This window comes from Pseudomonas sp. Y24-6 (assembly GCF_020295325.1).
Taxonomy (GTDB): Bacteria; Pseudomonadota; Gammaproteobacteria; order Pseudomonadales; family Pseudomonadaceae; genus Aquipseudomonas; species Aquipseudomonas gregormendelii.
Genome location: NZ_JACBXG010000007.1, coordinates 167,717 through 185,413 on the forward strand (window position 1 = coordinate 167,717; position 17,697 = coordinate 185,413).

Annotated in this window: 11 protein-coding genes; 8 read left to right on the forward strand and 3 right to left on the reverse strand. The window is 62.0% G+C overall.

Annotated features, from left to right (window positions below):
- The first annotated feature begins 154 nt into the window (after positions 1-154).
- Entirely contained in the window at positions 155-1,978 is a 1,824-nt protein-coding gene (locus tag HYI44_RS15520; protein ID WP_225569799.1) for a DUF3141 domain-containing protein, read from the forward strand.
- A 15-nt stretch (positions 1,979-1,993) separates the two neighbouring features.
- Here HYI44_RS15520 and HYI44_RS15525 read toward each other — a convergent pair whose 3' ends face one another.
- Positions 1,994-3,031, reverse strand: coding sequence for an AraC family transcriptional regulator (locus tag HYI44_RS15525; RefSeq protein WP_122839767.1), 1,038 nt, complete (start codon positions 3,029-3,031; stop codon positions 1,994-1,996).
- Between the two features lie 316 nt (positions 3,032-3,347).
- Between HYI44_RS15525 and phaC the strand changes: the two genes are divergently transcribed.
- The 3 genes from phaC to HYI44_RS15540 all read left to right on the forward strand — a co-directional run bounded on the left by phaC (position 3,348) and on the right by HYI44_RS15540 (position 7,263).
- A complete protein-coding gene (phaC, locus tag HYI44_RS15530; RefSeq protein WP_225569800.1) occupies positions 3,348-5,051 on the forward strand; it encodes a class I poly(R)-hydroxyalkanoic acid synthase in 1,704 nt (567 codons plus the stop codon).
- 90 nt (positions 5,052-5,141) lie between these two features.
- Complete coding sequence (locus tag HYI44_RS15535) at positions 5,142-6,287, forward strand: MalY/PatB family protein (protein WP_225569801.1); 1,146 nt, start codon at positions 5,142-5,144, stop codon at positions 6,285-6,287.
- Positions 6,288-6,483: 196 nt separating this feature from the next.
- Positions 6,484-7,263, forward strand: coding sequence for a TSUP family transporter (locus tag HYI44_RS15540; RefSeq protein WP_045058598.1), 780 nt, complete (start codon positions 6,484-6,486; stop codon positions 7,261-7,263).
- Here HYI44_RS15540 and nudC read toward each other — a convergent pair.
- Entirely contained in the window at positions 7,231-8,061 is an 831-nt protein-coding gene (gene nudC / locus HYI44_RS15545; protein WP_225569802.1) for an NAD(+) diphosphatase, read from the reverse strand. The two genes, HYI44_RS15540 and nudC, sit on opposite strands and share 33 nt — an antisense overlap.
- 7 nt (positions 8,062-8,068) lie before the next feature.
- Positions 8,069-8,881 (reverse strand): crotonase/enoyl-CoA hydratase family protein, encoded by an 813-nt coding sequence (locus HYI44_RS15550; RefSeq protein ID WP_225569803.1) that lies wholly within the window; start codon positions 8,879-8,881, stop codon positions 8,069-8,071.
- A 560-nt stretch (positions 8,882-9,441) separates the two neighbouring features.
- Between HYI44_RS15550 and glgA the strand changes: the two genes are divergently transcribed.
- From glgA to HYI44_RS15570, 4 genes are read left to right on the forward strand one after another with little or no spacing between them, the layout of a single operon-like run.
- On the forward strand, positions 9,442-11,031 hold the full coding sequence (gene glgA / locus HYI44_RS15555; RefSeq protein ID WP_225569804.1) for a glycogen synthase GlgA: 1,590 nt from the start codon (positions 9,442-9,444) through the stop codon (positions 11,029-11,031).
- Positions 11,032-11,045: 14 nt separating this feature from the next.
- Positions 11,046-12,842: a malto-oligosyltrehalose trehalohydrolase gene (gene treZ, locus HYI44_RS15560; protein ID WP_225569805.1), complete on the forward strand. Its 1,797-nt coding sequence runs from the start codon at positions 11,046-11,048 to the stop codon at positions 12,840-12,842.
- On the forward strand, positions 12,839-14,917 hold the full coding sequence (gene malQ, locus HYI44_RS15565; protein WP_122839760.1) for a 4-alpha-glucanotransferase: 2,079 nt from the start codon (positions 12,839-12,841) through the stop codon (positions 14,915-14,917). The genes treZ and malQ overlap by 4 nt, the downstream gene beginning before the upstream one ends.
- On the forward strand, positions 14,914-17,691 hold the full coding sequence (locus tag HYI44_RS15570) for a malto-oligosyltrehalose synthase (RefSeq protein ID WP_225569806.1): 2,778 nt from the start codon (positions 14,914-14,916) through the stop codon (positions 17,689-17,691). The genes malQ and HYI44_RS15570 overlap by 4 nt, the downstream gene beginning before the upstream one ends.
- Positions 17,692-17,697 lie beyond the last annotated feature (6 nt).

A 17,697-nucleotide genomic window follows, 5' to 3' on the forward strand; every position in this document is an offset into this window, starting at 1 on the left:
TTTGGCAATGAGTATTTTGTGCAGCGCACAATAAATCGTGGTGACCTTGAGTGTTTTGACGATAGACTCCAGCCACTGAGCGCTTCTCATAAGCCCGCAATAATCACAGCAATGTTTTCGGGGCGCTCTTCATGCAGGTCGGCAGGAGCACACCATGAACCAAACAGGAAATATTGCAGTGCACGATAAAGACCTTGCAGCAGCGCCCGGTCTGTTTGATCACCTGAGTCAACTGCAGCAGCTCAACCTGCACAATGTGCTGGGCGCCGTGAACGCGCGCCAGGCCAGCACCCTGGCGTCCTCACGGCTGGAACAACTCAGGCAGCCCTCGGCCGCCGACTGGCATGACTACCTGACCGACCTTGGCCAACGCAGCCTGTTGTTCTGGGATACCTTGCGCCAGCGCGGCGACAACACCCTGGCTCACGAACGCGCCGGGCATCCACTGCTGCTCAAGTTCGAGTACGAAGTACTACAGGCCGGCGAGCAACTGCCCCGCCCGGTCAACTATTCGCTGCTCAAAATCGTCGATGCATCGGCACCAGCAAGCGACCCTGACCAGCAGCCAGTGGTGATTATCGATCCGCGGGGCGGCCATGGCTCGGGCATTGGCGGCTTCAAACAGGATTCGCTGATCGGCGAGAGCCTGCGCGCCGGTCACCCCACCTACTTCATCTCGTTCAGTCATGCGCCAAGCCCCGGGCAAACCCTGGCAGACATCGTTCAGGCCGAAGCGCAATTCATCGAGCTGGTCAGCGCCAGACACCCCGAGAGTGCCAAGCCGGTGGTCATCGGCAACTGCCAGGCGGGCTGGGCCTTAATGAGCCTCGCGGCCTCCAGGCCGGAGCTCCCGGGCTTGATCATCATCAATGGCGCGCCGCTGTCCTATTGGGCTGGCACCCATGGGCGCAATCCGCTGCGTTACTGCGGCGGGCTACTGGGCGGTGGCTGGATGGCGCGCCTGGGCAGTGACCTGGGCAACTCGCGTTTCGACGGCGCCTGGCTGGTGAGCAATTTCGAAAGCCTGGACCCGGCCAATGCCTGGTGGGGCAAGTATTATCACCTGTTCAGCGAAGTCGATGGCGAGGCCGAGCGCTTCCTCGACTTTGAACGCTGGTGGGGCAGCCCGACCCTGCTCAACGGCGAAGAAATCGAGATGATCGTTGACCAACTGTTCATCGGCAATCAGCTGTCCGGTGGCGTCGGGCGCAAAAGCAATGGCCTGGACCTCAAGCGCATCGAAGTGCCGGTGGTGGTCTTCTGCTCCTGTGGCGACAACATCACTTCGCCGCAACAGGCACTGGACTGGATCACCGACCTCTATCCCAGCGATCTTGCCCTGGACGACGCCGGGCGCACTATCGTTTACCTGCGCCATGCCAGCATCGGGCACCTGGGCATTTTTGTTTCCGGCGAAGTGGCCCGGCGCGAGCACCGCGAACTGCTGGGAGCGGTCGATACCATCAATGCCCTGCCCCCTGGGCTGTATGAAATGTTGATCGAGGACCTGCCAGACGATGCGCCGAGTCCCTATCGCGTCAGCTTCGAACCGCGCAGGATCGCCGACATTCATGGCGATGTTGAAACACCGCAGGCTGACGATCGCGAATTCGCCCTGGTCGAACGCGCCTCGACCTTCAACAACAGCCTCTACGATGCCTGCGTTCGTCCGTGGCTGCGCCAGTTGATCAACGAACCCGGCGCCGAACTCATCCGCCGGGCCCATCCTTTCCATCAGCAGCAATTGCTCTGGAGCAGCCTCAACCCTGCCCTGTGGTGGGTGGCGGCAGGCGCGGCCAAGGCCCGCCGGGATCGCCAGTGTGTCCGTGCGAACAACCCGTTGCTGGCGTGGCAGGATTTGTATTCGGATCAACTGCAGGATGCCCTGAACGGCTATCGCGACCAGCGTGATGCTGCCCAGGAAATGAGCTTCTACGGGGTGTATGGCGCCCTTAATGGCCTGCTCGGCAATCGTTGACGCACCAGGGCCGCGTCAGACCGGCGCGGCTTGCTCGATCTCGAACGATTCATCGGCGCGGTACTGCCCCGGTGTCATGCCAAACCAGCGGCTGCAAGCCTTGTTGAAGCTGCTGTGATCATGAAAACCCAGCAGATAGGCCACACGCTTCATATTGAAGTGGGAGTGACGCAGGTAGAAATCCGCCAATTGTCGGCGCACTGCATTCTGCACATCCTTGAATTGCGTACCATCCTTTTCCAGGACCCGTTGCAGGGTGCGCTTGCTGACATTCAGCACTGCCGCAATGGATTCCATGTCGCAAAGCCCCTGCCCCTGACTCAAACGCTCGGTGATCAGCGCGCGAATCCTGCCGACGATGGTGAAGCCGAACAGCAGGTCCAGTTGCGCCTCGGCAAAACTGTCGTGCAACACCGCCAACGCTTCGTTGGCCATGCTCAATGGCCGCAGCAGCTCCTGGCCGTCGAACAGGATGCTGTCGTAAGCCGAGCCAAACTGCAGGTCGCAGCCAAACAGGCGCTTATGTTCGCGGGTGTCCTCGGGTTCGGGATAGCTGAACTCCACGCTCAGCGGTTGCGGTAATTTGCCATCACCCAGCCAGCGGCAAATGCCGAGCAATGATGCCAGACCGGCATCGGCGTACTGCCGGGGCTTGATCGAGCCGGACTGTTGATGATCGAGGGAAGCCAGGCGGTAGTGCCCCTGCTCCGGGACGAAAAACAGACTGAAGCCCGTACCGATCAATGGGCTGAATCGCACCAGGCGCTCAAGGGCGCGTTTCAGGTTAAGGCTGGACATCATGGTGTAGCCGACTATCTGGAAGCTGCCGGGATGAAAATGCCCGTAGGCCTTGAGGCCGATGTCCGGGTCCGCAGCAGCCTGGGCCGCCAGTTGCCACAGGCGATAAATCACCCGGCGCTCGCACAGCGCTCCAGGGACACTGGCGAGGGTCATGTCCAGCCCGGCGACCTGGCACAGGCTGGCAACGTCGAGTCCCTCGGCCGAGAGCGTATTGACCAGCACATTGGCATAGCCCGAGCTCATTCTGTACATGGCATTCTCGATGACGTAAGTACTGGCCGCTTTCAAGGGATGATAAGCGGCGGCCTGGTTGGAGGTATTGATCTACGTCGGTTTCTGCGAACCATTGATCCTTGACCGCAACCTCGCGGGCCTGGCCGCTAACGCCGGCAACACCACTTGGCTGCTTGGCATCGTTGGACACCAGACAGTCACCTCGCAACACTTCCGCACGCCCCGCCCATCACCAACAATCCTCCATCTTGCAGCGCAAAACAATAAAAGCAACGGACGTCAGGAAGTCGCTTGGTCGTATTGCGTTGTTCACGACTGTCATGGGTGGAAATTAATGGACAGCAAAGCGCAAACCTTCAACAGTTACTGGTCCGGCCAGGTGCCCTTTATCGCCAATTTTGCACTGCAACAGTTGCGCCTGTGGGTCAGCACCAATCCCTGGTTCACCGGGCAGGATTACCACGCCTGGTTCGACCTGCCTCGGGCAACGCTGGACACCCTCCAATCCGACTACCAGCAGCAATGGGCCGAACTCGGCCAGCGGGTGCTGAGCGGGCAGCCCTTCAGTTTCGAGGACCGGCGTTTCGCCAGCGACAATTGGAGCCAGCCGCTGTATGGCTCCCTCGCAGCGTTTTACCTGCTCAACGCCGGCTTCCTGCTCAAGCTGCTTGAACAATTGCCGATCGAAACCAGGAAGCCGCGCCAGCGCCTGCTCTATCTGGTGGAGCAAGCCATCGCAGCGGGTGCGCCGAGCAATTGCCTGGCAAGCAACCCCGACGCGCTGCAACGGGTGGTCGAGACCGGGGGCAGCAGCCTGCTGACAGGTTTGCTGCATCTCGCAAGTGATTTGCAGGAAGGCAAGATGCGCCAGTGCGACCGCGATGCATTCCAGGTAGGCGTCGACCTGGCCAACACGCCGGGTGAGGTGGTGTTCGAGAACGAGTTGTTCCAGCTGATCCAGTACTACCCGCAAGCACAAACCGGCTACCGCCGCCCCGTCTTCATCGTCCCGCCGTCGATCAACAAGTTCTACATCCTCGACCTGCGCCCAGACAACTCCATGGTCGGTCACCTGCTGCAGCAAGGCCATCCGGTGTTCCTGATGTCCTGGCGCAACTTCGACCAGGCGCAGGCCGGCACTACCTGGGACGACCTGATCGACACCGGCATCATCAAGGCGCTGCAGGTCACCCGTGAGATCAGCGGCGAGCAGCGGCCCCATTGCGTGGGTTTTTGCATCGGTGGCACCTTGCTGAGCACGGCGCTGGCGGTGCTGGCGGCGCGCGGCGACAAGGAGATCGCCAGCGTGAGCCTGCTCACCACCTTCCTCGACTACCTGGACACCGGCCCCATCGACATATTCGTCGACGAGCAACTGGTGGCTTACCGCGAGCGCACCATTGGCGGCAGCAACGGCCCGATCGGCCTGTTCAAGGGCGAAGACATGGGCAACACCTTCTCGCTGCTGCGCCCCAACGACCTGTGGTGGAACTACAACGTCGACAAATACCTCAAGGGCCAGAAACCCAATGCCCTGGACCTGCTGTTCTGGAACAACGACAGCACCAATCTGCCTGGCCCCATGTACTGCTGGTACTTGCGGCATACCTATCTGCAAAACGACCTCAAGTCCGGCGAACTGGACTGCTGCGGGGTTAAGCTGGACCTGCGCGCGATTGACGCGCCCGCCTACATCCTTGCGACCCACGACGATCACATCGTGCCGTGGCGCAGCGCCTACGCCAGCACCCAATTGCTCAGCGGCCCCACCCGATTCGTGTTGGGGGCATCCGGCCATATTGCGGGCGTGATCAACCCACCGGCCCGTGAAAAACGCCACTACTGGACTCACGAGCAGATCACCAGCGACCCTGACGTCTGGTTCGACAATGCGCAGCAGCAACCCGGAAGCTGGTGGAACGACTGGTTTGCCTGGCTGGCTGATCAATCCGCCGAGCGCGAGCCGGCGATGCAGCAGATGGGTAATACCCGATACCCGCCACTGGAGCCGGCCCCGGGGCGCTATGTGATGCAGTGATGGCAGGCAAAGGCGTCCCGGGCTCGCCTGCATGAGGGTCGGGCGTCTATCATGGGCGCCTTACCACCCCTGCCTTTTATGAGCACCTGCATGACTTGCGATTTCGATCAGGTCCACGACCGCCACGCGACCGGCAGTACCAAATGGAGCCGCTACCCCGACGATGTATTGCCGATGTGGGTCGCCGACATGGACTTTGCCGCGCCGCCGGTGATCATCCAGGCGCTGCAAAAGCGCCTTGAGCATCCGCTGCTGGGCTATAGCGTGTGCCAGGACAATCTGCGCCAGGCCATCGTTGCCGATCTGTGGCACAAATATGCCTGGCGCGTCGATCCTCAGGTCCTGGTGTTCCTGCCGGGCGTGGAGTCGGGTTTCAACATGGCATTAAAAGCGCTGGTCCAGGCGCAGCAGAATGTCGTGGTGCAGGTGCCCAATTACCCGCCGCTGCGCCATGCACCGGGCCACTGGGGGCTGAACAAGGTTGAACTGGGATTCGACTTGCAGGCCGATGGCACCTTCACCACGCCCCTGGACAGCTTGCGCCAGTCACTGCAAGGTGGCGGCGCCCTGCTGTTGAGCAACCCGCATAACCCGCTGGGCAAAGCTTTTCCACGCGATGAACTGCAAGCGATTGCGGACATCTGCGTGGAGCAGGACGCCTGGATCATCTCCGACGAGATCCACGCCGAACTGTGCTTTGATGGTCGGGTGCACGTGCCCACGGCGTCCCTGAGCGAGGCCATCTCCCGGCGCACCATCACCCTGATGTCGGCGAGCAAGGCCTACAACATCGCCGGCCTCAAGACCTCGTTCATGATCATTGAGGACGCGGCCGTGCGTGCCCAGGTCAATCACGCGCGCTGTGGCATGGTCGACAGCGTCAACCCGCTGGGGCTGGAAGCCACGCGCGTCGCCTACAGCGAAGCCGCACCCTGGCTGGCCGAGCTCAAGACTTACCTGCAGGCCAACCGCGACTGGCTGGTGGACGCGATTCGCACGCGCCTGCCGGGTATCAGCATGAACGTGCCGCAAAGCACCTACCTGGCCTGGCTCGATTGCTCGGCGCTGGGCCTGGCCAATCCGCAGCAGTTTTTCCTGCAGCAGGCCAAGGTCGGGTTGAGTGCAGGCCTGGACTTTGGCGACGACCACCAACAGTTCGTGCGCCTCAACTTCGGCTGCCCGCGTTCGTTGCTCGAAGAAGGTATTGCCCGGATGGAGCGCAGCCTCAACACTTGATCAACTGATCAACTGTGGGAGCAAGCTTTGCTCCCACAGAATCTCGCCAGCTGCTGGCCCTCCACCCTGCAGAACCTCGCCTAGTGCTGGACCTCCACCACAGAATCCCGGCAGGTGCCCAACCGGCCAGATAATTGGGTAATATGTCGCCCCTTCCCTGCAGCCCTGCTCTGCACCCGCCGAATAAGCCGACTCCATGCCTTTCGAACTCAGCGTTGACCTCACCACCCTGGCCATTCTCGCCGTCGTAGCCTTTATTGCCGGTTTCATCGACGCCATTGCCGGCGGTGGCGGGCTGTTGACCACCCCGGCCCTGCTCACGGCCGGGTTGCCGCCGCACCTGGTACTGGGCACCAACAAGCTCAGCTCGACCTTCGGCTCGGCCACGGCCAGTTTCACTTTCTACCGGCGCAAGCTGTTCCACCCGCGCCAATGGGTGCACGCGATTGTCGGCACACTGATCGGCGCGCTGACCGGCGCCGTGGTTGCGCACTACCTGCCGGCCGAATGGCTGAACAAGATGCTCCCGGTGATCGTGTTTGCCTGCGGCCTGTACCTGTTGTTCGGGGGCACGCCCAAGGCGCCGCTGGACAGCAACGCGCCGATCAGGAAAAAGTGGCAGTCGACCCAGGGCTTCACCCTCGGTTTCTACGACGGCGTGGCCGGGCCAGGCACGGGCGCGTTCTGGACCGTGAGCAGTTTGCTCATGTACCCCATCGACCTGGTGAAGGCCAGTGGCGTGGCGCGCAGCATGAACTTCGTCAGCAATATTGCGGCGCTGTCGGTGTTCGTGTTTTCCGGGCAGGTGGACTGGATCATCGGCCTGAGCATGGGCCTGTCGGTGATGGTCGGGGCGTTCTTCGGTGCTCGCACCGCCATCAGCGGCGGCGCGAAGTTCATTCGCCCGGTGTTCATCACCGTGGTGCTGGGCTTGACCGTGCGGTTAGCCTGGCAGCACTGGTTCAGCGTGGCCTAAACGCCGCGCCACATAAACGTCGATCAGGTAACGGGCAATCGAGCGTGACGCTGGCAACGGCGGCAGCTCGTGCACGTTGAACCACTGGGCGTCTTCGATCTCGTCCTCCTGGCAGACAATTTCGCCCCCGGCGTATTCCGCGTGGAAGCCCAGCATCATCGAATGGGGGAACGGCCAGCACTGGCTGCCCAGATACTGGATGTTCTTCACTTCGATCTGCACTTCCTCGCGAACCTCGCGCACCAGGCACTCTTCGGCCGACTCCCCGGGCTCGGCAAACCCCGCCAGCGTGCTGTAGACCCCGGTAACAAAACGCGGTGAGCGCGCCAGCAGGATTTCATCGCCGCGGGTGATCAGTACGATCATGCTGGGGGAGATACGCGGGTAGCTGCGCAAATCGCAGGGCTGGCAATACATCGCGCGTTCCCGAGGCACCTGCACCATCGCCTGCCCGCAATTGCCACAGAAACGGTGCTCGCGTGCCCAGGTGCCAATTTGCGCGGCGTAGCCCAGCACCTTGTAGAGCGTGTGATCGCCTTCGAGCATGAAGGCGCGCAAGCCCTTCCAGCTGCAGCCAGGCACCTCACTGGTGCTACGCAGCTCCAGCAGATAGACCGGCTCGCCGTCGAGATGGCCGATCCCATGCTCGGCGAGGATCGCCAGGTCCTGGCGCTTGAGCCATTCCCGAGGGAAGAGCTCGCCATTATCGTCATACAGAAAGCCTTCGGGGCTGCGAGCCACGGCCCAGCCCCCGGGTTTGTCGGTGTCCAGTACTGCAGTGGTCCAGCGTGAAGTCATGGTTAACTCAATCCAGAAATTCGGGTTTCTGTTTGCTCATGTGGGCCGCCATGGCCACGCGCAAGTCGGTGGATTGCAGCATTGCGGCGTTCCAGGTGGCGACATATTCCAGGCCGTCATCGATACGGTGGTCACGCATGTAGCTGATCATCTCCTTAGTGCCGGTGATGGCGATCGGCGACTTGCTGGCGATTTCGCGAGCAATGCCCAGCACGCCGTCGAGCAGGCTTTCCTTGTCGCTGTAGATGCGATTGACCAGGCCGATGTCGCGCGCTTCCTCGGCACCAAATGAGCGGCCAGTGTAAGCCAGTTCACGCAGCATGCCGTCACCGATGATGCGCGGCAAGCGTTGCAGGGTGCCCACGTCGGCCGCCATGCCGATGTCGATTTCCTTGATCGAAAACTGTGCGTCCTGCGCGGCGTAGCGCATGTCACAGGCGGCAATCAAGTCGATCGCGCCGCCCAGGCAATAACCCTGGATGGCCGCGAGCACCGGTTTGCGGCAGTTATCGACAGCCGTGAATGAGGCTTGCAGCGCCAGTATCTTGCGTCGCAGCAGGCGCGCATTGCGTCCGATGTCCTTGCCCAACTCGTTGGCGACGCCAGCCAGCATCATCAGGTCGATGCCCGAAGAAAAGTGCTTGCCTGCACCACTGATCACCACTGCGCGCACTTCGTCGGTGTCGTCGATCCAGTGGAAGATCTCAATGATCTCGCTCCAGAACGCCGCGTTCATCGAGTTGATCTTTTCCGGACGATTGATCTGCACATGGGCGACTTTATCCGCCAGTTCGACGGTGAACGCGGTGTACTGGGACATGGCAGTGATCCTTGACCTGGCAAAAAAGAGGCCCGAACTATAACAAGGCATCCGGTGCTGCAGTAAGGCAGCGGTTCAGCCAAATGCGGGACTGGCCAACCCGCACCACATCAGTGCAACGAAACTGTCACACCTGGTCCATTATTGTGACTTGCCGGTCACATTGTGAGGCGTCACGCAAAATAAAACTGCCCTTCGTCGGTGCGATCACCCTTCGTCAGGCTCAGCCGTTACCCTTTGAAAAGGATTGTCGAACAATTTTCCCAAATGGACTGGCCCGCTCTAGGTTCTGGCCTAGACTCCTTTTTGCCGGTTAAAACCGGTCAGTCACAACCGGGAAAATTAGAAGAAACTTTTGCCGCTGGCGCAAGGTCAGCTTAAAGGTGGGTGTGTTGCGACTGGTTCGATCTTTGCAACAGCCCTCTCCAGCCACTGTGCTTTAACGCGTTGGCAGCGTTTGCTCACCGATGCGTAGCGCGTTTGCGCCCGGCCATAGGGACAGGCCATCGAACATCGTTGGTGCCAGACCGAGAATTAGATCAACAACACGGGAGATTCATATGATCAGTGCGGCTTTAGATATTCAGGGAGAACGTGCTCATCAGCAGGTCGGCGAGTCGAGCACCGTAGTCAATGCGCAATCCGCTGCACCGGTTAATGTGACCAGTACACGCAAACTGCCACCGGTAACCAGTCAGAATCCGAACAAGAAACGCGTCTTGTTCGTGACCTCCGAGATCGCCGATCTGGTCAAGACTGGCGGCCTGGGAGACGTTTCCGCCGCGCTGCCGCGGGCGATGGCGCATCTGCACGACGTGCGTGTGCTGATCCCCGGGTACCCGCAGGTGCTCCACAGCGAAAACCCGATTCACATCATCGGTGAGCTGGGCGGCCACGCTGCCCTGCCGCCCTGCAAGATCGGGCGCATGGACATGCCTGATGGCCTGGTCATCTACGTACTGATCTGCCCCGAGCTCTACGAGCGCGAAGGGTCGCCCTACGGCGCCAACAACGGTCGCGACTGGCCGGACAACCATATTCGCTTTGCCCGCCTGGGCCTGGCCGCTGCAGATATCGCGGCCAACCTGGCGCAGATTCACTGGTGCCCGGACCTGGTGCATGCCCACGACTGGCCAGCCGGCCTGGCGCCGGCCTACATGCATTGGCGTGGACAGCGGACCCCGACGCTGTTCACCATCCACAACCTGGCCTATCAAGGCGTCACCAGCCTGGGCTCGTGCCCTGAACTGGGGATTCCCACCCATGCCCTGCAACAGGAAGGCATGGAGTTCTATGGCAAGATGTCGTTCCTCAAGGCCGGCATGGCCTACGCCAGCCACATCACCACGGTCAGCGCGACCTACGCCCAGGAAATCACCACGCCGGACTTCGGCTGTGGACTCGACGGCTTCCTTGCCGCCAAGACCCAGCAAGGCCTGCTCAGCGGCATTCCAAACGGCATCGACGAGAGCTGGGACGCGGCGACCGATCCCCATCTGTTCTGCCCGTTTACCATCGGCGACTGGGACGGCAAGGCGGTGAACGCCGCCCATGTACGCGAGCTGTTTGGCCTGGACGATTCCGAAGGCCCGCTGTTTGCGGTGGTTTCTCGGCTGGTCTACCAGAAAGGCCTGGACCTGACCGAAGCCGTCTCCGAATACATCGTCAAATCCGGCGGCCAGATCGCCATCATCGGTCGTGGCGAACCGGAAGAAGAGCAAGCCATGCGCGAGCTGGCCCTGCGCTTCCCCGGCCAGATCGGCGTGCGCATCGGCTTCAATGAAACCGACGCCCGGCGCATGTTTGCCGGCAGCGATTTCCTGCTGATGCCTTCGCGCTACGAACCCTGCGGCCTGAGCCAGATGTACGCCCAACGCTTCGGCTCCTTGCCGGTGGCACGCAACACCGGCGGACTGGCCGACACCATTGAAAACGGCGTCACCGGTTTCCTCTTCGACGAATCCACCGCAGAAAGCTATCAGGAGGCCCTGAGCCGCGCGTTCAAGGTATTTGCCTACCCTGACCTGCTCAACGCCATGCGCTGCCGAGCCATGGCTGCACCCTTCAACTGGTGCAAGGCCGTTGAACCCTACGCCGAACTTTACGAACAACTGGTCGCCAAGGCGCTGGGAAAATCGCACCGACAATAAGAGGTTTTTACCAGATGCCGTTACGGACCCTTGAAACCTGGCCCCACGGCGCAATTATGCTGGACGCACAACACACGCGTTTTGCCTTGTGGGCGCCAGATGCGTTTGACGTCAGCGTCGAACTGGAAGATGGACAATCCTTACCGCTGCTGCCCCAGGCCAATGGCTGGTTCGTGATCGAGACGCGCTGCCCTGCCGGCACGCGTTACCGCTACAACATCGACGGCGAGTTGCAAGTGCCCGACCCGGCGTCCCGGGCGCAGGCCGGTGACCTGCACCTGCACAGCGTGGTGGTCGATCCCGCAGCCTATCAGTGGCAGCACACCCGTTGGCAAGGTCGGCCGTGGCACGAGGCGGTGATCTACGAGCTGCACGTGGGTGCACTCGGTGGCTTCAGTGGCGTCGAGCAGCACCTGGCGCGGCTGGTCGACATGGGTATCACTGCAATTGAGCTGATGCCCCTGGCGCAGTTCCCCGGGGAGCGTAACTGGGGCTACGACGGGGTCTTGCCCTACGCACCCCAAGCCTCCTACGGCACTCCGGAACAACTCAAGCACTTGATCGATACCGCCCACGGCCTTGGCCTGGCGGTGATTCTCGACGTGGTCTACAACCACTTCGGCCCGGATGGCAATTACCTGCATCGTTACGCCAAGGGCTTCTTCAACGAAGACAAACACACGCCCTGGGGGGCCGCCATCGACTTCCGTCGCCGTCAAGTGCGCGACTTCTTCATCGACAACGCCCTGATGTGGGTGATGGAGTACCGCTTCGACGGCTTGCGGCTCGACGCCGTGCACGCCATCGAAAGCCCGGATTTCCTGCAGGAACTGGCAAAACGCATCCGCCAGCAGACGGCTCCCGGAAGGCACGTGTGGCTGATGCTGGAGAACGAACACAATCAGGCCAGCCTCCTCGAGGAAGGGTTCGATGCCCAGTGGAACGACGATGGCCATAACGCCCTGCACGTGTTGATCACCGGTGAAACCGATGCGTATTACGCCGACTACGCCGAACAGCCGACCCGGCAATTGGCGCGCTGCCTGAGCGAAGGTTTTGTGTTCCAGGGCCATGTCAACCGCCACGGCCAAACCCGCGGTGAACCCAGCGGCCACCTGGAGCCCACTGCGTTCGTGCTGTTCCTGCAGAACCACGACCAGATCGGCAATCGTGCCTTCGGCGAACGCCTGCACCAGCTCGCACACCCGGATGCCCTGCACGCTGCTACCGCGTTGCTGCTGTTGTCGCCGATGATTCCGCTGATGTTCATGGGCGACGAGTTCGGTGCCGAAGAGCCATTTCTGTTCTTCACCGATCACCACGGCGAACTGGCAGAGCTGGTACGCGAAGGCCGGCGTAACGAGTTCGCAGCCTTCAGTGCATTCGCTGACCCGGAAAAACGCGAGCGCATCCCCGACCCTAATGCGCCGCAGACATTCGAAGCATCGATTCCAGACCTGGCACCCGCTGAAACCCCGGCCATCCATGCGTTGTACCGGCGCCTGCTGAGCCTGCGCCACGCGCATATCGTTGCGCGGCTGCCTGGCGCGCGCTCCCTGGGCGCCAAGGTGCTGGCCCACGCAGCAGTGAGTGCACGCTGGCGCATGGGCGATGGCAGTGAGCTGCGCATTGACCTGAACCTCGGCAACACGCCCGTGGTCCACACTTCTCAGGCCGGTGCCCAGGTGTTGTTCGAACACCCGGCACACGCGACCAGCCTGTTGGATCAGGGGCAACTCGCCCCGTATAGCGCGCTAGTCAGCCTCAAGGCCGCAGCCCCTTTGCTACCCCCGGATGGAGAGCGCCAATGAGTGATGCGCAACTGGAAATACTTGCCAGCCGCGCCGGTCTGGCAGTCGACTGGATCGACGCCAACGGCCGCCCGCAAAAAGTTGCCCCTGCAGTACTACGCAATGTCCTGACCGGTCTCGGCCACCCCGCCGGCACCGCCCTGGAAATTGACGCCAGCCTGCTGCAGTTGCAGGAAGTCCAGCAAACCCGCCACCTGCCGCCGATGCTCACGGCGGATGTGGGTGTCGGGGTCGATCTGGCGCGCTACTTCGAGCCCGAGACCCCGTGTGAAATCCACCTTGAGGACGGCTCGCGGCTCAACCTGAAGCTGGATGCCAATTCAGTATTGCCAGGCCTGATACCGGTCGGTTATCAACACGTCAGCATCGATGGCCAGCAATTTACCCTGGCCGTCGCGCCAGCCCGCTGTTACAGCGTCGGCGATGCGGTAGACAACCCGATTCCCCGCGCCTGGGGCTTGAGCGTGCAGTTGTACTCCCTGCGCCGCCCGGGCGATGGCGGTTTCGGTGATACCCAGGCCCTCGAAGACCTGGCCCGAGTGGCCGGGGAACGGGGTAGCGACGCCTTGGCGATCAGTCCGCTGCACGCCATGTTCAGCAGTGACACCCAACGCTACAGCCCGTATTCGCCGTCCAGCCGCCTGTTCCTGAACAGCCTGTACGCCGCGCCCGGCGCCATTCTGGGTGAGCGGGCGGTGCGCGCCGCCATCGACGCCACCGGCCTGGCCGCCGAGTTCAAGCACCTCGAAGAACTGGCGCTGATCGACTGGCCGGTTGCCGCCGAGGCCAAGCATCGACTGTTGCAGGCATTGTACGAAGGGTTTGTGCAGGGTGAGCATCCCTTGCATCCCGACTTCAGCAGCTTTCGCCACGCCGGCGGCGAGGCGCTGGAAAATCATTGCCGTTTCGAAGCCATCCAGGAGGCTCGCGCAGCCAAGGGTGAAGCGCTCGACTGGCGCGAGTGGCCCGAGCAATGGCAAGACCCGCGCAGCGCTGCGCTGGCCGAATTTGCCGAAGAAAATGCCGGACGCATCGGCTTTTTCGCTTTCTGCCAATGGCTGATTACCCGTTGCCTGGAACGCGCGCAAACAGCGGCCCGCGGCAGCGGCATGAGCATCGGCCTGATCGCCGACCTTGCTGTCGGCGCCGATGGCGGTGGCAGCCAGGCCTGGAGTCGCCAGGATGAGTTGCTCGCGTCCCTGACAGTGGGCGCGCCACCGGACATTTTGAATCGCACCGGCCAGGGCTGGGGCATTTCCGCGTTCTCGCCGGAAGGTCTGGTGCGCAACGGCTTTCGCGCATTCATTGAAATGCTGCGGGCCAACTTCGCCCACGCCGGCGGCCTGCGCATCGATCACGTGATGGGCCTGCAACGGTTATGGGTGATCCCCAATGGCGCGTCGCCTGCCGATGGTGCCTACCTCTACTATCCGGTGGATGACCTGCTGCGCCTGCTGACCCTGGAATCCCATCGGCACCAGGCCATCGTCCTAGGTGAAGATCTCGGCACAGTGCCTGAGGGTCTGCAGGAAAAACTCATCGCCCGCTCGATACTCGGCATGCGGGTGCTGCTGTTTGAACAGGATAACGCGCAGTTCAAGTCGATCCTCGATTGGCCGGACAATGCCCTGGCCACCACCAGCACCCATGACCTGCCGACGCTCAACGGCTGGTGGCACGGCCGCGATATCGACTGGAATGCCCGCCTCGGCATGACCGACGCCAGCAGTGAAATCGAATGGCGCCGGCACCGCGAGCGTGAGCGTGAAGGCTTGCGCCGAGTGCTGGGCGAAGACCCGCAGAACTTTCGCGAAGAGTCCCATGAAACCGACCAGGTGCTCGACGCCAGTGTGCGCTTCCTGGGCCATACGCGCGCGCCATTGGTGCTGTTGCCGCTGGAAGATGCCTTGGGCATCGAGCAGCAGGCCAACCTGCCCGGCACCATCAATACCCATCCAAACTGGAGCCGGCGTTTGCCGGGCTACAGCGAGGCATTACTCGACGACCCCGACGCCGCCCGGCGTCTGGAACTGCTCGCCTGCGCGCGACTTCAAGCCGGTGAGCGTGACCAATGAACCAACCATTAATCCAACCGTTGCGCGCGACTTTGCGCTTGCAGTTCCATAAAGACTTCACCCTGGATCAGGCGGTGCCCCTGGTGCCGTATTTCGCCAGTCTGGGCATCAGCCACGTGTACGCCTCGCCCCTGCTCGCAGCGCGCGCCGGGTCCATGCATGGCTACGATGTGGTGGACCCGACCCAGGTTAACCCGGAACTGGGCGGCGAACCTGCGTTGCGCCGCCTGGTAGCGGCCTTGCGTGAACAGAACATGGGGCTGATCCTCGACATTGTTTCCAATCACATGGCCGTCGGCGGCAGTGACAATCCCTGGTGGCTGGACTTGCTCGAATGGGGACGCCTGAGCCCCCACGGCGAGTTCTTCGATATCCAGTGGCATTCCCCCGACCCCTTGATGGAAGGCCAGTTGCTGCTGCCGTTTCTAGGCAGCGACTACGGCGTGGCATTGCAGGAAGGCACCTTGCCCCTGCGTTTCGATCCCCAGCGCGGCTCGTTCCATGTCGAGCACTACGATCATCACTTCCCGATCTGCCCGAACAGCTACGGCGAGTTGCTCAGGAGCGATGATGAGCCGCTCAAATTCCTCGCCGATCGCTTCTCTGCCCTGAGCTACCAGACCGACGCCCACAGCCTGGCAGTACCGCTCAAGGAAGAGCTGCGCGAACTGGCCAGGGACCCGGCCATCCGGCAGCGTATCGAGCAGAATCTGCAAGGTTATGACTCGCAGACGCCTGAGGGTTTTGAGCGCCTGCACCTGCTGCTCGAGCGCCAGAGCTACCGCCTCGCCAGTTGGCGAACGGCGGGCGATGACATCAACTGGCGGCGCTTTTTCGACGTCAACGAACTGGGTGGCCTGCGCGTGGAGCGCCCTGCCGTCTTCGAGGCGACCCACGCGAAGATTTTCGAGCTGGTCGCCGAAGGCCTGATCGACGGGCTGCGAATCGACCATATTGACGGCCTGGCCGATCCGCGTGGCTATTGTCGCAAACTGCGGCGTCGGGTCGACTCGCTGTCGCCCGAACGCCACCTGCCAATCTACGTCGAGAAGATCCTCGGTGAAGGCGAAGCGCTGCATCGCGACTGGTCGGTGGACGGCACCACGGGCTACGAGTTCATGAACCAATTGTCGCTGTTGCAACACGATCCCGAGGGCGCCCAACCTTTGGGGGAACTGTGGAGCAAGTACAGCGAACGGCCTGCCGACTTTCGCCAGGAAGCCCAACTGGCCCGCCAGCAGATCCTCAACGGTTCATTGGCCGGCGATTTCGAAAGCGTGGCCCAGGCACTGCTGCAAGTGGCCCGGGATGACCTGATGACCCGCGACCTGACTCTGGGCGCGATCCGCCGCGCGCTGCAGGAATTGATCGTGCATTTTCCGGTGTACCGCACCTACATCAGCCCGCTTGGACGTTGCAACGAAGACGATGTGTTCTTCCAGCAGGCCCTGGCAGGAGCGCGGCAGACCCTCGGCGAGGCCGACTGGCCGGTGCTCGACTGCCTGGCCGGTTGGCTGGGTGGCAAGCAATGGCGTGAGCGCCCCATCGGGCGCTCGCGCAAGATTCTCAAGCATGCCTGCGTACGCTTCCAGCAACTGACGTCACCGGCGGCCGCCAAGGCGGTCGAGGACACGGCGTTCTATCGTTCGGCAGTATTGCTGTCGCGCAACGACGTGGGCTTCAGCACCGAACAGTTCAGCGCGCCCGTCGCTGATTTTCACCAGGCTTGCCTGCAGCGCTTCGAAGCCTTCCCGGACAATCTGCTGGCCACGGCCACCCATGACCACAAACGCGGTGAAGACACCCGCGCGCGACTGGCCATATTGAGCGAGCGCAGCGCCTGGTATGCCGAACAGGTGCCGCTGTGGCAAACCCTCGCCCGGCCCTTGCGTGACGACGAGCAGATGCCGTCTGCCGGCGACGAGTTGATCCTCTACCAGGCCATCCTCGGCAGCTGGCCGCTGGACCTGCGCAGTGACGATCAGGCGGGCCTCGAGGAGTACGCCAAGCGCCTTTGGCAATGGCAACAGAAAGCCTTGCGCGAAGCCAAATTGCAAAGCAGCTGGAGTGCGCCCAATGACGCCTACGAGCGAGCGGTCCAGGTCTTCATCGAGCGCTTGCTCCTGAGTGCCGAGGGTGAACTGTTGCGCTCGGCCCTGGCCAAGGCCGCTCAGGCACTTGCGGCACCCGGTGCCTTGAACAGTCTGGCGCAAACCTTGCTGCGCATGACGGTGCCTGGGGTGCCGGACTTGTATCAGGGTAACGATTACTGGGACTTTTCGCTGGTGGATCCGGACAACCGCAGGCCCGTGGATTACCACAGCCGGCAGCAAGCCATGGCACAACCCCGGGAGCTGGCCGAGCAGTTGGCGGCCTGGCGCGATGGGAGAATCAAGCAGACGCTGATTCGCCGCACCCTCAACCTGCGGGCCGAGCATGCCCAACTGTTCGCCCGTGGCAGCTATCAGCCACTGGAGGTGATCGGCAGCCAGGCCCACAGAGTGCTCGCCTTCATGCGTGAACATGCAGGCAGCAGGGCTGTAGTGATCGTCCCGATTCGTTGCGCCGAACTGCTGAAAAACAGTGCCCAGCCCTTGGTCGATGCGCTGCAGTGGGGCGATACCCGGGTCAAATTACCGTTCGAGGCATCCGCAGAAAATCTGAAGGGACTTTTTCCTGGCGCCACAGTCACAAATCACAAGGAGCTGAACATCAGCACCGCGCTGGGCGAATTCCCGGTCAATCTTTTTATCCAATTTTCTACACAAGCTTGAGTTCAG